The following is a 14,588-nucleotide window of genomic DNA, read 5'->3' on the forward strand; positions in this document are numbered from 1 at the left end:
TTCTGGATGATTGAAAAGTGATCAAGTTGAAGGAGGAAGCGGACATGCAGAGGAAAGTTACATGGACAGCGATCGTGCTGGCTCTTGTCGCCGGAGCAGGCTGGGTGCTCATGGGGAACTCCAAGCCCAAGCCGAGCACCCCGTCAACCAGGCCCGCGGCAACAGAACGAGGGAGTGTTCAGGTGTCAAATGCCCCAATTCAGTCGGTTGACGTGACAAACCAACTCGACTTGCTCGGAAAACCTTTTAACAAAGCACCTTACGCCAACAATGTCTGGGACATGCAGCTGTACAACGGTAAAATTTATTTGGGTCATGGGAACAGCAGTAATACGGGGCCATCACAGAATGCGGGGCCAATACCTGTCGTGTATTATGATGCAGCGAGAGCCAACTTTGAGACACAGGCTGTGACGAACAGTAATCCGAGCATTGCACCTTCGACGAAAATGTTCGTGGATGAAGAACAGATCGATATCTATAAGGTTTTAAATGGTAAACTGTATATTCCCGGCAATGATTCCGATGGTGAGAGCTGGGATTGGGGTAACTTTTACCGCCTGGATGGAGAGGAATGGACCAAATATCGTAATTTGCCAAAAGGTGTGCATGTCTATGACCTCGCATATTATAAAGGTAAAATGTTCGCCGCACTCGGCACGGAAACCAAACCGACGGTTTTAATCTCGCATAATGAAGGGGAGAGCTGGCAGCATTTTGCTACAATTAATTCGCTTGGCTTCAGAGCATATACGCTGTTCGAGATCAAAGGGAAATTATATGCCTCAGCGATGATGTATCCTGCCAATAAAATCTGGAATGACAAGACGACTATCCTGGAGATTAATGAGCGTTTGGAAAAGAGAGATGTGGCGATCTATGGCAGTAAAATGCTACCTGGATTAACCTATCAAACAGGAACGATTCCGTATAACAAAATCGGAAAAAATATTAATTTTAACAACAAGCTGGTGTATATTGCCGGCGGTGTGTTTAATGACGGTCAGTTGTTGCCCAAATCATTAAATGTGATGACAGATATCAACCAGGTGAGACGTGTCAATCTGCCTGATTCCAATGCGCTGCCTACAGATCTGCTCGTGCGTAATGATAAGGTGTATGTGCTAACGTATACCCGGAAACAGACTAATCTCTACTTGAGCAGGGTCTATCAATCAAGTGATTTGACAACCTGGAGTGAAATTTTGCGATTTACCCAGGATACCTATGCCAAGTCATTTGAAGAGTACGATGGTGATTTTTATTTTGGCTTGGGGACAGATCCGGATGTCATGTCTGCTTCTTCCGGGAAGCTGTTGCGAGTGAACCGAGATGATATTCCTGTAAATTCAAATTAAAGAAGAAGGAAGATTATGGATTATATACTATGCTGCATCCACATTGTTGGTGACCGGGAAAGGTGCTGATGATGTTCATTTGTGCAAGACACTCTGATGCACCTAAGGGCACTGGACAGCGGGACTTACAAGGCTGTTCTTTTTTTTGGCCTAAACTTCATGTGAGAAATTTGTTTGAAAATAAAAATAATAATCTATAAAATGGATAAAGAGAACTATTCATGACAGTCCACAGGCGTATGACCACTGCTTGTTTTACGAAAGCATGTCACATCTCAAGGTAAGTGCGAAACGTATACTTCCCATTGCAAAGGAGACTAAAACATGAACGTACCTTCATCTTTGTTTGAACCGTTCACGTCCGACAAGCTTACCTTGCGGAACCGAATTGTTATGGCACCCATGACACGTGGATTCTCGCAGAATGGGGTGCCGGGGCCCGATGTGGCTGAATATTACCGTCGCAGAGCAGCTGGCGGCGTAGGACTTATCATCACAGAAGGAACTGGCATCAACCATCCTTCCTCGGTAAGTGGAGAGCGTATTCCACTTTTTTATGGTGAGGAAGCGTTGCAAGGTTGGGCGAATGTAGTCAAGGCTGTCCATGATGCGGGTGGAAAAATTATGCCTCAGCTCTGGCATGTCGGTACCGCACGGCGTTCTGGAGATTTGCCTAATGCAGATGCTCAGCCAGTAAGTCCTTCCGGGATCAGTATGGCTGGTGAAGCCGCTTACGAACCGTTAACTGAAAAAGAGATTCAAGAGCTTGTCCAAGCATATGCCCAGGCGGCGGCTGATGCGAAACGAATCGGATTTGATGGTATAGAGTTACACGGAGCGCATGGATATTTGATCGACCAATTTTTCTGGGCGCAGACGAATCGCAGATCAGATAAGTACGGCGGAGATCTGGTAAGTAGAACACAGTTTGCGGTAGAAGTGATTGAAGCTTGTCGTGCTGCCGTGGGACCTGACTTTCCGATTATTCTTCGATTCTCACAGTGGAAAATGGGCAGTTATGAGGCGAGGCTGGTCGAATCGCCAGAGGAGTTGAAACAGTTTCTGGAACCGCTCAGTGCAGCCGGTGTAGATCTATTTCATTGTTCCACACGTCGCTTCTGGCTGCCGGAATTTGAAGGCTCTGATCTCAACCTTGCTGGCTGGACCCAAAAAATAACGGGCAAACCTGCGATTTCGGTGGGCTCGGTAGGTTTAGAGGCAGAGTTTGTTGAGCGTGGAAGTAAAAAACAAGAAACAGGTGACGCACATCTCGACTTGCTGAACGAAAAGATGGAGCGAGGGGAATTCGATCTGATCGCTCTGGGACGTGTGCTCCTGAGTGATCCAGAATGGCCGCTCAAAGTGCAGGAGGGCCGTAATTCCGATATTATTCCTTTTACAAGTGAAGTGTTATCCAATTTATATTAAAATTTCATTATATGAAAAATTCATAATAGTTAATGTGTGAAGTCTATGAACATCCATAAGAAAGAAGAACAATAAGAAAGAAACAAAGAAAAAGAAAAAAAAAAAGAAAAAGAAATACAATAATCAAACTTGAAGCCGCCGCAAGGCGGTTTTATTTTTTGAAATAATCACTTGAACTAAACACTTTAAAATACCCATCTTGTAAAATAGTTCAAAACAAAACAGTTTGGTATTCAAAAACCATTTAAAGAGAATGTTTCAACATATGAAAAATTCACAATAATTAAAGAACGACACTCCGCAGTCACCATCAGCGAATTCGTTTCGTTCACACTCGCCCTTAGTTTAAAAGGCCATTACTGCCATATCTCGATACAAAAAGAAAGAAAAAATTCGCATTTCAGAGCGATTTTGAAAATCCTTCACCATATGGTAAGGTTAGGCCTAAACAAACCTCAACATTCCCATAACGAACAAGACATAAGGAGGGTGAACAACCTTGAACAGAAACAGAAATAGAAAAATGGACTCAAACGTGCGATTAAAATTCTTACATATGTTGTCTCTGCTTGCGGTGAGCATCTTGTTATTAGTGGCATGTGGACAGGAGCCAAAGCCCTCTACCGCCACAGGCAATAGTGGTGGGGCAGCAACACGTCCGGATAATAACAATATGCCTTCCAGCAATAATGGGGGTTCCTCACAAGATGAGGTACAAGAAGAGCCACAAGAAGTTCCTCAGGATAAACCGCAAGAAGAGACTGACGCGGTAAAAGAACAACTTCAACAACTAACGCTCGAAGAGAAAGTAGGCCAGATGATCCTGGCTGGTGTGCAGGGAACAACGTTAGATAAAGAAGCAAAACAGATGATTGCGGGCCAGAAAGTCGGTGGCATTATTTTTTATGCCAACAATGTGACAACGCTTCAGGGAACGGCCAATTTTGTGCAATCGATCAAACAGGCGAATCAGCAAAACCCGGTTCCCATCCTGATGAGTGTCGACCAAGAGGGTGGCAAGGTGAGCCGGATGCCAGACGCGGTCGAGTCCATTCCTTCCAATCGAAAAGTAGGCAAAACGAATGATACCAACCTTGCCCAGCAGATGGGCGTATTGCTGGCAAGGCAGATCAAACTTGCCGGTTTTAATGTTGATTTTGCACCTGTACTGGATATTAACAGTAATCCGAAAAATCCGGTCATTGGGGATCGATCCTTCGGCACTACTGCTGACCTTGTTACACGAATGGGGATCGCCGGGATGAAAGGGCTGCGTAGTGAAGGAGTTATTCCGGTGGTCAAACATTTTCCTGGTCATGGGGATACTTCCGTCGATTCTCATCTGGACTTGCCTGTGGTGAACAAATCGGAGAAACAGCTTGCAGAGCTGGAGTGGATCCCGTTTCAGGCTGCTGTGAAAGAACAGGCCGAGGCAGTTATGGTTGCCCATATTTTGTTTCCCAAGCTGGACCCGAATTATCCGGCATCCCTGTCGAAAGTAATCATTGGGGATCATCTGCGCGGAAAGTTCAAGTATGACGGTGTGGTGATCACAGATGATTTGAGTATGGGAGCCATCTCGAAGAACTATCCGTTACGCGAAGCTACTGTCGCTACCGTTCAGGCAGGAAGTGACATTTTGCTGGTGGCTCATAGTTATGAGAGTGCAAAAACGATTTTTGATACATTAATTAGTGCAGTGAAATCAGGCATAATCAAGGAATCCCGTATTGATGAGAGTGTGTATCGTATTCTGGCATTGAAGCAGCATTACAAGTTATCGGACAAGCAACAGGCCACAGGGGATGTGAAACAGCTAAATGCAGATATTCGGAGCTGGCGCAAGCAGGTCGATGCCCGCTGATCTATCCTGTGTTATGATTTGGCTATGTATAGAGGGAAGTATGCCATCATAACAGGTTAGAGGAGAGGCTTTTTATGTATACCCTTATGATTATCGAAGATGATCCCAAGATTGCGGGACTGCTGAAATCACATATTGAGCGTTATGGTGACCGAGCTGTATTGGTTGAGGACTTTGAGCAGGTGACGGAACAGTTCAAGCGGTTACAACCCCATGTTGTATTACTGGATATCAACTTGCCGAGCTACGACGGATTCTACTGGTGCAGACAGATTCGAACAATATCGACTTGTCCGATTTTGTTTATTTCTGCGAGAAGTGGCAAAATGGATCAGGTGATGGCACTGGAGAATGGAGCCGATGATTATATCACCAAACCGTTTGAACACGAAATTGTTATGGCCAAAATACGCAGCCAGCTCCGCAGGGTGTACGGGGATTATGCTGCCCGTGATGAAGAACGCAAAGTGGAGCTGAACGGACTCGTGGTTTATTTGGAAAGGCTGGAGATTGAACTCGGCGATCTGAAAGTGCAGCTCACCAAGAAGGAAACGATTTTATTGGAAACGTTAATGCGTCGTAGTCCAAAGCTGGTCAGCCGGGAAACGATTTTGGAAAAGCTCTGGGATGATTCGTTTGTAGATGATAACACGCTTAGTGTAAATATTACACGCGTACGCAAACGCCTTGCTGAACTGGGCATTACAGATGCGCTGGAAACGGTCAGGGGATCTGGCTACAGGCTGATTAATAACTGGAAAGCGACATCAGCGTTATGAAGCTGTTTATCCGTGAGCATCTTGCTCTGACGTGCTGGGTGGTAGCGATGATGCTGACCGTGGTGGCCGTATTCTGGTACGATGGATACGATCATTGGAAGACGGCTCTATACGCTGTGGGACTAGGTTTGTTCCTGTATGCCGGGTACCTGGTGTATCGTTACATGTCACATCGTGCCTTTTACACCCGTATGACACAACCCGTGAATTCTCTGAATGAATTGGTCGCTCTTCATGAAACGGCACCGATCTCAGTCGCACTGGAGAAGCTGCTGGATTCGCAATATGCGCAGTATCACACACACCTGAGCCGGCTGGAACAAAAGCAACAGGAATATCTGACGTTTATGAACCAATGGGTCCATCAGATGAAGACACCGTTATCAGTCATTGAGCTGACGGTGGAAGAGCAGGAAGACGATGATGCTCGTTTTCGCAGCATCCGTGAGGAAGCGGATCAGATGCGTCGGGGACTGGAAACTGTGCTCTATGTAGCTCGGCTGGATACCTTCGAACAGGATTTCATTGTCGAACCGGTTGGGCTCAGAGGGGTAGGAGAAGAAGCGATTCATGAATTAAAACGATTTTTCATTCAGAATCATGTCTATCCTGAAATGCAGATCGATGATTCACTGGTTGTGCAATCTGATGCGAAGTGGATTCGATTTGTACTGGTGCAGCTGTTATCCAACGCCATCAAATATGCATCAGGCAGCGGACAGAAAGTGCATCTTCGCGCCTATGAAGCGGAGCGCCAAATTATACTGGAAGTTCAGGATCATGGGATCGGCATACCCAAATCAGACCTGAACCGGGTGTTCAGACCTTTTTTCACCGGGGAGAACGGAAGGCATTTCAAGGAATCTACAGGCATGGGGCTGTACATTGCCAAAGAAGTGCTAACACGCATGAATCATCAGATTGACCTTGAGTCGGTGTATGGGGAAGGAACCACCGTGCGAATTACATTTACGGTTTGAATGATAACAAATCACGAATTAAAGATGGGATATCACAAAACTAAACATAAATTAAACACAAATTATAATGACGCCCTTTGCCATGCTGTGAGGAAGGCGTCTTTTTTGCGATTTATGAACTGGAACGTAACGTGACGTGACGGAACCTTACAATATTGTCATGTTGGTGAAAGGTTAAGCCATAGGAGAATGAGTGAGGTTTGGGGTAGACTGATATCAGAAGTTAGCCTGGATAAAAAGTTAAAACATAAATGAAGAGATAAAGGAGTTGTACGTATGGAGATATGCTCCGTCAAACAGATCAGCAAAATTTATAAAGGTGTTGTGTCCTATGAGGCCTTGTCAGGCATTGACCTTAGTATTCAGGAGGGAGAATTTGTAGGTATCATGGGGCCATCCGGCAGTGGCAAAACAACGCTGCTGAACATGATTTCAACGATTGATCATCCCACGTCAGGGGAATTGCAAATCGCAGGTCAGAATCCGTTTGAACTGGATTCGGATAAGCTGGCTTTATTCCGGAGGAGAGAATTGGGCTTTGTCTTTCAATCGTTCAATCTGCTAAATACGCTAACGGTGAAGGAAAATATCATTCTCCCGTTAACCCTAGACGGTGTTTCCGTTCAGGAGATGAATGCACGAGTAGCGGATCTGGCAAGCAAACTTGGCATCGAAGGTATTTTGGATAAGCGTACGTATGAAATTTCGGGCGGGCAGGCGCAGCGGACAGCTATAGCCAGAGCCTTAATCCATTCTCCCAAACTGATACTGGCAGATGAGCCGACAGGTAATCTCGATTCCAAGGCAGCCAAGGATGTGATGGAAATTCTCGAACAGCGCAATCGAGAGGATCAGGCGACGATGTTACTGGTCACCCATGATGCTGTGGCAGCCAGCTATTGTAGCCGAGTGGTCTTCATTAAGGATGGTCAGTTATATAACGAAATTCATTACGGTGATAACCGTGCAGCTTTCTACCAGAAGATTATTAACGTATTATCCCTGATGGGAGGCTCTGGACATGAATTTTCGCCAGTTCGCCATTAATAACGTAGTTCGAAACAAACGGATTTATTTAGCTCATTTTCTAAGTAGTACGTTCTCGGTTATGATCTTTTTTATCTATGCCTTGTTGCTGTTTCACCCGGATTTAAAAGATGGTTTGAAAGGTTCTTCACAGACGGTTACGGTGCTTGCTAACCAGGGTCTGATGATTGCCGAAATTATTATTTTCATATTTTCCTTCCTGTTTCTGCTGTATTCGGTCGGATCATTTCTGAAGACCCGGAAGAAGGAATTCGGTATCTTCCTGATCATCGGTATGACGAACAAACAGATGAACCGGCTTCTGTTTATGGAAAATATGTGTATCGGCATAGCTTCTATTGTGGCCGGTATTGGACTTGGACTGATCTTTGGTAAATTAGTTTTGCTTATTTGTGGTTCGATGCTTGCGGTGGAGAACAGTCTGAGATTTTATTTTCCACTCGAAGGAATTCTGTTAACAGCCGGAGCGTTTTTGTTACTCTTTGTGGGTATTGCTCTATCCTCTTCATTGTTGATCCGGAAGGGAACGCTGATTGATCTGGTGAAGTCGGAGGAAAAACCAAAGCCTGAACCAAAGGCATCACGTATGCTTGCGCTGCTTTCGGTTGTATTGATTGGCGGAGGATATACTGGCGTATTTATCTTTGCGTGGGGGGTGCTTCTGTTCCCGTTACTGTTTGGAAGTGTGCTCAGTGTCATTGCAGGCACGTATCTATTGTTTACGCAGCTTAGCGTGTATGTCATTCGGGCACTGAAGAAGAATGAAGGACTATTTTTACGTAAAACCAATCTGCTCTTCCTGTCCGAGCTTACGTATCGTATGAAAGATAACGCCGTGATGTTTTTTATGGTCAGTGTTATCTCTGCTTCGGCGTTTACAGGCATTGGCAGCATGCTGACGATAGGTGATCCAAGGCTGTCTTCCATGACGAATCCATATGCTTTTACTTATACGAATTCAGGATTTACCGATTCAGCGGTCGTTGATCGTCAGATCCGAAAAATTGAAGAGACCTTGGTTAATCGCGAAGTTCCATATGTGAAAGGCAGTTATCAGCCACTTTATGAGAACAATAACAACTACATCATAAAACTGAGCGAATATAACCGTCTAGCCAAAGCACTTGGTTATGAAGAACGGGTACTGGATCGCAATGATCTTGCGTTTAGTACAGCACCCAATATTACTGCACGCAATAAACTGTTAGAAACGAAAGCGGACAGTTACCCATACTCCGCTGACTTGTATGTTGGAGAACAGCAGCATTTACAAATGCAGATGTTGCCACCGGCAACCGATATCGTATTTCCGATGGAGGGTGAGGCGGGCATCTACATTGTTTCGGATGACCTGTATTCCAAGATTCGGGAAACATACATTGCAGAGATTAAAATGGATATTGATTTTTACTCCGATCAGACCACATTTTTTGTGGTAAAAGACTGGATGGCAACGCGCAGCTTTGCTCCGGAATTGCTGGATTCGATCCAGAAAGACCGCCCGGAGAAGGGGTATGTTCAGTTCAGTTCTCTTGTCGTGGATTGGCTGAATTCGAAACAAACGAACGGTATTATTCTCATCTTAAGTGGTCTGATCGGGATTGTGTTTTTCACCTTTGCAGCGAGCTTTACGTATTTCAGATTGTATGCAGACCTGGAGCGGGATGAAGCACAATATCGCATGATTGGTAAAATGGGTCTTAGTCGCCCAGAGCTTCGCAAAACTGTAACAAGGCAACTGATGCTGATGTTTTTCCTACCACTTCTAGTGGCTTTAATTCACAGCACGGTGGCATTTGCAGCTCTCTATCAGCTGGTTCAGTTTTCTGTTCTGGAACATAGCCTTCGCATCTTCATGGTGTTTGTCTCGATGCAGGTCGTATTCTTTGCACTGGTGCGCTGGCGTTATCTTCGTCATATGTATTCGAAACTGGTGTAAAAACAAGCTCCCCCTTTATAAGGTGCTTTGGGGAATTTACACATGGAACTCCGATGACAGAATAACCTTACGATCGCTGTTATCCCCAGATTTTTTTTAGATTCCCTTTTCCAAAGGGGAAAATCCGGTGATCAAGGCGAGCGCTTCGCTTCTTCAGGTCTTTTCTGTCCTCTCCGTTGTTGTGTAAATTAGCAGTGCACCAAACCCATTTCACTCCTTTTTATCAGCCTTGGCCGGGAGGCCAGGGCTTTTCTTTTTTAGGTAAATCAAATCATTCTCCGATTCAGTATTGCACGGGCCTTAATTTCGGTTAATATCTAATTATTATCACAGTGTATATGATTGTGAAAATATTGCTGGTTCCAATCTATCAGATGTTCTTCCAAGAGAAGTGGCAGAATGCCTGACCGCTTTTGCTGACCTGCTCAGATAGCAGAAATGTAACTGTTCGCAAACCATGGTAGAATAGAAGGGATAACACCCATACTTAGAACATCAAAAATAAAGATCATAAGGAGAGGAACTTATGTCTGAAATGATTGAAAACAATGTACCGGCAGCGGAATATATTGCACCTCCAGCGGTTCAGTTAGGAACCATCCATATTTCCAATGATGTCGTATCCAAAATTGTAGGCATGGCTGCACAAACCACACCGGGTGTGTCGTCCATGTCAGTCGGGCTGACGGAAGGCCTTGCCAAAAGTATTAGCGGCAAAAGTCTGCAAAAAGGAATAGACGTTCATATTCAAAATGATGAAGCATCGATTCAATTGCGCATTAATGTACAGTATGGGCGCAAGATGCATGAGGTTTGCCAGGATCTGCAGCATAATGTTCAGCAAGCGGTGGAACAGATGGCAGGCGTAATCGTAAAAGAAGTTAAAGTGCAAGTTATTGGCATTGCCATGCCTGAAAACGGATAGGCATAATTTAATGCAGGTAGCGTATGCGGGTAACGTACTTCTGACAAGGATTTAATGCGAAGCAGCTCGTTTATATTTCATTCAAGCAGCACCTTTCTGTAGATATTTACATCGAAGGTGCTGTTTTTTGTCTGCGATAATAGGTGGGGGCGTCGCCCATGACCTTTTTGAACATTTTGGAGAACAGAAGCTGATCATTATATCCGACAGAACGTGCAATATCTCCGATGCTCAGGTTAAGGTTAAGCGTCAGCTCGGCTGCTCTGCGCATACGATAATGGACAAGGTAAGATTGGATGCTGCTCCCGATCTGATCTTTGAAGAGTGAGCACAGATAACTTCGCTGTAATCCGATATGGGAGGCAATGGACTGTACCGTGATGGCGTTGGCGTAGTTCATCTCAATGAAATCGATCACCTGTGTCACATAAGTTTCCTTGCCAAAATCATCCGTAGGCTGCAAGTTCTCATCGTGGGCATGATCAACGAGAATCGCAAAAAACTGATACAGCCATCCTGTCATGCTAATCTCCCAGCCTTTATGTGTTGTACGAGAATGAATCATTCGGTGCAGACAGGAGCGCATCTCATCGTCTTCATTACCAAGATCGAAGATAGGGTGTTGCTCGGATATACAGGCTTGTTGTAGAAAGGAAGAGCTCTGCGAGCCTTGGAATGCCACCCAGCTATACTCCCAAGGATCATCCAGGTCAGCCTTATAATGCACTACGGAGTGAGGCACGATGAGGAAGCCCTGACCTTTGTGCAGATGATACGTCTTTCCTGAAACTTCAAACGTGCCCTTGCCATTCAGTACATAGTGAATTTTATAGTAGTCTCTCATCGCTGGGCCAAAATGGTGTCCAGGTGTACAGGCTTCCATACCATAATGAAGGAGCTGAAGCTCCTGGAAATGACTGTTTTTGAACATATACGTAATCAAAGCGTTCACTCCTGTTGTAAGGTGGTTGGTTCTTGCATTTTAACATATTTAACGACTGTTTTGTCATTTGAAATAAAACAATTATGGTTATATACCGATCATTTTTCTATATCAATGTAGTGATAAGCCATATCGTTCTTGTTGGAAAATGACTAAGATAAAGGGGTAGCAACGACCTTGACCAACCTTACAGAAAAGAGTGAATAACGATGCCTTATATTGCAAATGAACAACGATATGACGACATGAACTATGTACGCTCTGGTAAATCGGGCATTAAACTACCTCAGATTGCACTCGGATTATGGCAGAATTTTGGCAGTAATCGCACGCTCGATGTTCAGGAAGAAATGATTTTGCGTGCGTTTGATCTTGGGATTACCCATTTTGATCTTGCAAATAACTATGGCCCGCCTCCGGGATCAGCCGAAGAGAATTTTGGTTCGATCTATCATAAACATCTGCGCCCCTACAGGGATGAGCTGCTGATCTCGTCAAAGGCAGGATACCACATGTGGAGTGGCCCTTACGGTGAATGGGGTTCCCGTAAAAATTTGATTGCCAGTCTTGACCAGAGCCTGCGCCGTATGGGACTGGATTATGTGGACATTTTCTATCATCATCGCCCAGATCCGGAAACGCCACTGGAAGAAACGATGACAGCGCTTGATCACATCGTAAGGCAAGGAAAGGCGCTTTATGTGGGCCTATCCAACTATAATACACAGCAGACACAAGAAGCGGTAACGATTCTGCGCCGTCTCGGAACACCTTGCCTCGTTCATCAGCCGAATTACTCGATGTTAAACCGTTGGATCGAAGATGGCCTGCAAGATGTGCTGGATGAGCAAGGTGTAGGTTCCATCGCCTTTTGCCCGCTCGGCCGCGGTCAGTTGACGAACAAATACGTGGACAAGATCAAGGGAGAACGAGCGAATCCAACCGGAACACTGAAAAAAGAGTCATACACCGACGAACGTATTGCTAAATTCGAAGGGTTGCAGGCAGTAGCAGAGCGGAGAGGACAGACAATCTCCCAGCTCGCACTTAACTGGGTACTACGCGGTAACCGCGTTACGTCTGCATTAATTGGAGCCAGTCGCGTATCCCAGATTGAAGAGAATGTTGCTGCGCTCAACGCACCAGAACTCACAGCTGCAGAGCTGAGTGAGATGGAGTCCATTTTGGATGGTATCGGAAATTATCCTTGGTAAGTAAGTGCTCTGAATGCGGAATATGTTACAATGAGTACCTTTTCTCTAATAGAGGAGAGGTACTTTTTTTGTTGCACGAATGGGGAGAACTGGCATAGCGCATGGTATAAGGTTTATACTGGAATGATTCGTTATTAGGTTTTTAGATGAGCAATAAAAGGGGATGCATCATGGAGAATGGCATGAACCTACAACAGCGACGGGTTTGACGGCGATTGTAATTGAGAGTGATGAATTGACACCTTCAGCATACATGGCTTCCAGAGATAATTGGCCTCTAAATAATCAGGGATTGAATGAGGTAGGTCTCGCTTTTATAATAAAAAGGTTGCTGTTCATAGTACCTGGTCTTAGGATTTAATGTATAATATTAAAGAAGCTATATATTTGAATGATAAAGGAGAGGCTCCATTTGAATTTTGAACAGTGGATTTCGCCTGAAACCTATAACCTGACATCCGAGATGGAGAATCACCCGCCAGACCGGATTGCACTTAGATGGCTCAGCGATCAACAAGAAGTAGAAGAGATTACGTACGGTGACCTGTTAAAGCAGGCTAACCGTCTGGCCGGAGGTCTGCGTGAGCTTGGACTTGTTAAAGGAGATCGGGTGCTGGTCATGGTACCACGCCGGATTATTGCCTATGTGATCTACATTGCATGTCTGAAACTCGGTATTGCCGTCATTCCATCTTCCGAGATGTTACGAGCAAAAGATCTGGAATATCGTCTGCGGCATTCATCGGCGCGAGCGGTCATTGTATGGTCTGAAACAACAACGGAAGTGGAAAAAATGGATTCTGATCTGCCGACACTTGCCCACCGTATCGTTGCATCACCTAATGGTGATCATACTGTTCCTGGAGAAGGTTGGGTTAATGTACACGAGTTGATGCAGAACCAGCCGGATGAGATGGCTGCTGTTCAGACGCACCGTGATGAGATGGCGATTTTGGCGTATACCTCTGGTACAACGGGAAATCCGAAGGGGGTTATGCATAGCCACGGCTGGGGTTACGCGCATCTGCGAATCGCATCGTCGTTATGGTTGGATGTTCAACCATCAGATACGGTATGGGCAACAGCTGCGCCTGGATGGCAAAAATGGATCTGGAGTCCGTTCCTGTCGGTACTCGGAAGAGGGGCAACAGGTTTGGTATACAACGGCTCATTCAAGCCTAGACGTTATCTGGAATTGATGCAGGAGCATCAGATTAACGTGCTCTGCTGTACGCCAACCGAATACCGTCTGATGGCGAAAACGGATGATCTGGGACATTATGACTTATCCCATCTGCGCAGTGCTGTATCAGCGGGCGAACCGCTCAATCAGGAAGTGATTGAGATCTTCCAGCGCCATTTCGATCTTACGATACGGGATGGTTACGGCCAGACGGAAAGCACGCTGTTAATTGGCAGTCTGAAGGATGCGCCCGTGCGGATCGGTTCCATGGGTCAGTCGATTACCCCTGGATTGATTGAAATCATCGGCGAAGATGGACAACCTCTGCCTGCGGGCGAGGTGGGAGATATTGCTGTGCATAAGGACATGCCGGCGCTGTTCCGTGCTTATTATGAGGACGAGGGTCGCAAGGAAGCGAACCAGCGCGGAGAGTATTTTGTTACAGGCGACCGGGCAAGCAAAGATGAAGAAGGTTACTTCTGGTTTGAAGGCCGCAGTGATGATATCATCATCAGCTCGGGATACACGATTGGGCCGTTTGAAGTAGAGGAAGCGCTCATGAAACATGCAAGCGTGAAAGAATGTGCTGTCGTTGCAAGTCCGGATGAAATTCGCGGCAATGTTGTCAAAGCGTTTGTTGTGCTGAGAGATGAAGCACTGGCTTCCACGGAACTCGCGCATGAGCTGCAAAGACATGTGAAGGAATGGACGGCACCTTATAAATACCCGCGCAAAATTGAGTTTGTGACAGATCTGCCGAAGACTAACTCCGGTAAAATTCGCCGGATCGAATTACGTGAGCAGGAAAAACGTAACGGTTAGTTTGCGGAGTATGCATAGCGTAATGTATAGGCGAAATGATGAAAAAACATCTTTGAAGATGATGTTATAACATACAAGAATTTGAATCTTAACCGAAGCGGGAGTG

Annotated in this window: 11 protein-coding genes; 10 read left to right on the plus strand and 1 reads right to left on the minus strand. The window is 45.4% G+C overall.

From position 1 onward, the window contains the following. Window positions 1-44 precede the first annotated feature (44 nt). From ACUTVW_RS23040 to ACUTVW_RS23075, 8 genes are all read left to right on the plus strand, one after another. Window positions 45-1,358, plus strand: coding sequence for a hypothetical protein (locus ACUTVW_RS23040; RefSeq protein WP_445647902.1), 1,314 nt, complete (start codon window positions 45-47; stop codon window positions 1,356-1,358). 324 nt (window positions 1,359-1,682) lie between these two features. After that, window positions 1,683-2,786 carry an NADH:flavin oxidoreductase gene (locus ACUTVW_RS23045; RefSeq protein ID WP_445647903.1) on the plus strand — a complete coding sequence of 368 codons (1,104 nt, stop codon included), beginning with the start codon at window positions 1,683-1,685 and terminating at the stop codon, window positions 2,784-2,786. Between the two features lie 499 nt (window positions 2,787-3,285). Then, entirely contained in the window at window positions 3,286-4,650 is a 1,365-nt protein-coding gene (gene nagZ / locus ACUTVW_RS23050) for a beta-N-acetylhexosaminidase (protein ID WP_445647904.1), read from the plus strand. A 74-nt stretch (window positions 4,651-4,724) separates the two neighbouring features. Continuing rightward, entirely contained in the window at window positions 4,725-5,429 is a 705-nt protein-coding gene (locus tag ACUTVW_RS23055) for a response regulator (protein ID WP_445647905.1), read from the plus strand. Next, entirely contained in the window at window positions 5,426-6,409 is a 984-nt protein-coding gene (locus ACUTVW_RS23060) for a sensor histidine kinase (RefSeq protein WP_445647906.1), read from the plus strand. The genes ACUTVW_RS23055 and ACUTVW_RS23060 overlap by 4 nt, the downstream gene beginning before the upstream one ends. A gap of 276 nt (window positions 6,410-6,685) precedes the next feature. Continuing rightward, window positions 6,686-7,456 carry an ABC transporter ATP-binding protein gene (locus ACUTVW_RS23065; RefSeq protein ID WP_445647907.1) on the plus strand — a complete coding sequence of 257 codons (771 nt, stop codon included), beginning with the start codon at window positions 6,686-6,688 and terminating at the stop codon, window positions 7,454-7,456. After that, window positions 7,431-9,395, plus strand: coding sequence for an FtsX-like permease family protein (locus ACUTVW_RS23070; RefSeq protein WP_445647908.1), 1,965 nt, complete (start codon window positions 7,431-7,433; stop codon window positions 9,393-9,395). The genes ACUTVW_RS23065 and ACUTVW_RS23070 overlap by 26 nt, the downstream gene beginning before the upstream one ends. 526 nt (window positions 9,396-9,921) lie before the next feature. After that, window positions 9,922-10,320: an Asp23/Gls24 family envelope stress response protein gene (locus ACUTVW_RS23075; RefSeq protein WP_445647909.1), complete on the plus strand. Its 399-nt coding sequence runs from the start codon at window positions 9,922-9,924 to the stop codon at window positions 10,318-10,320. Window positions 10,321-10,426: 106 nt separating this feature from the next. Here the strand turns inward: ACUTVW_RS23075 and ACUTVW_RS23080 are convergent, their stop codons facing one another. Then, window positions 10,427-11,263 carry an AraC family transcriptional regulator gene (locus tag ACUTVW_RS23080; protein WP_445647910.1) on the minus strand — a complete coding sequence of 279 codons (837 nt, stop codon included), beginning with the start codon at window positions 11,261-11,263 and terminating at the stop codon, window positions 10,427-10,429. A 209-nt stretch (window positions 11,264-11,472) separates the two neighbouring features. Here ACUTVW_RS23080 and ACUTVW_RS23085 point away from each other — a divergent pair, with 209 nt between their 5' ends. Together ACUTVW_RS23085 and ACUTVW_RS23090 are read left to right on the plus strand one after the other, a co-directional pair. Then, entirely contained in the window at window positions 11,473-12,477 is a 1,005-nt protein-coding gene (locus ACUTVW_RS23085) for an aldo/keto reductase (RefSeq protein WP_445647911.1), read from the plus strand. 391 nt (window positions 12,478-12,868) lie between these two features. After that, a complete protein-coding gene (locus tag ACUTVW_RS23090) occupies window positions 12,869-14,482 on the plus strand; it encodes an acyl-CoA synthetase (protein WP_445647912.1) in 1,614 nt (537 codons plus the stop codon). Window positions 14,483-14,588 lie beyond the last annotated feature (106 nt).

The sequence above is a fragment of the Paenibacillus sp. TSA_86.1 genome (assembly GCF_052691815.1).

What these genes read in the sequence shown, in the direction of transcription:
- ACUTVW_RS23070 (WP_445647908.1), top strand. Translation starts at nt 7,431, where the DNA reads ATGAATTTTCGCCAGTTCGCCATTAATAACGTAGTTCGAAACAAACGG.
- ACUTVW_RS23085 (WP_445647911.1), top strand. Translation starts at nt 11,473, where the DNA reads ATGCCTTATATTGCAAATGAACAACGATATGACGACATGAACTATGTA.
- ACUTVW_RS23045 (WP_445647903.1), top strand. Translation starts at nt 1,683, where the DNA reads ATGAACGTACCTTCATCTTTGTTTGAACCGTTCACGTCCGACAAGCTT.
- ACUTVW_RS23060 (WP_445647906.1), top strand. Translation starts at nt 5,426, where the DNA reads ATGAAGCTGTTTATCCGTGAGCATCTTGCTCTGACGTGCTGGGTGGTA.
- ACUTVW_RS23055 (WP_445647905.1), top strand. Translation starts at nt 4,725, where the DNA reads ATGTATACCCTTATGATTATCGAAGATGATCCCAAGATTGCGGGACTG.
- ACUTVW_RS23040 (WP_445647902.1), top strand. Translation starts at nt 45, where the DNA reads ATGCAGAGGAAAGTTACATGGACAGCGATCGTGCTGGCTCTTGTCGCC.
- ACUTVW_RS23065 (WP_445647907.1), top strand. Translation starts at nt 6,686, where the DNA reads ATGGAGATATGCTCCGTCAAACAGATCAGCAAAATTTATAAAGGTGTT.
- ACUTVW_RS23075 (WP_445647909.1), top strand. Translation starts at nt 9,922, where the DNA reads ATGTCTGAAATGATTGAAAACAATGTACCGGCAGCGGAATATATTGCA.
- ACUTVW_RS23090 (WP_445647912.1), top strand. Translation starts at nt 12,869, where the DNA reads ATGATAAAGGAGAGGCTCCATTTGAATTTTGAACAGTGGATTTCGCCT.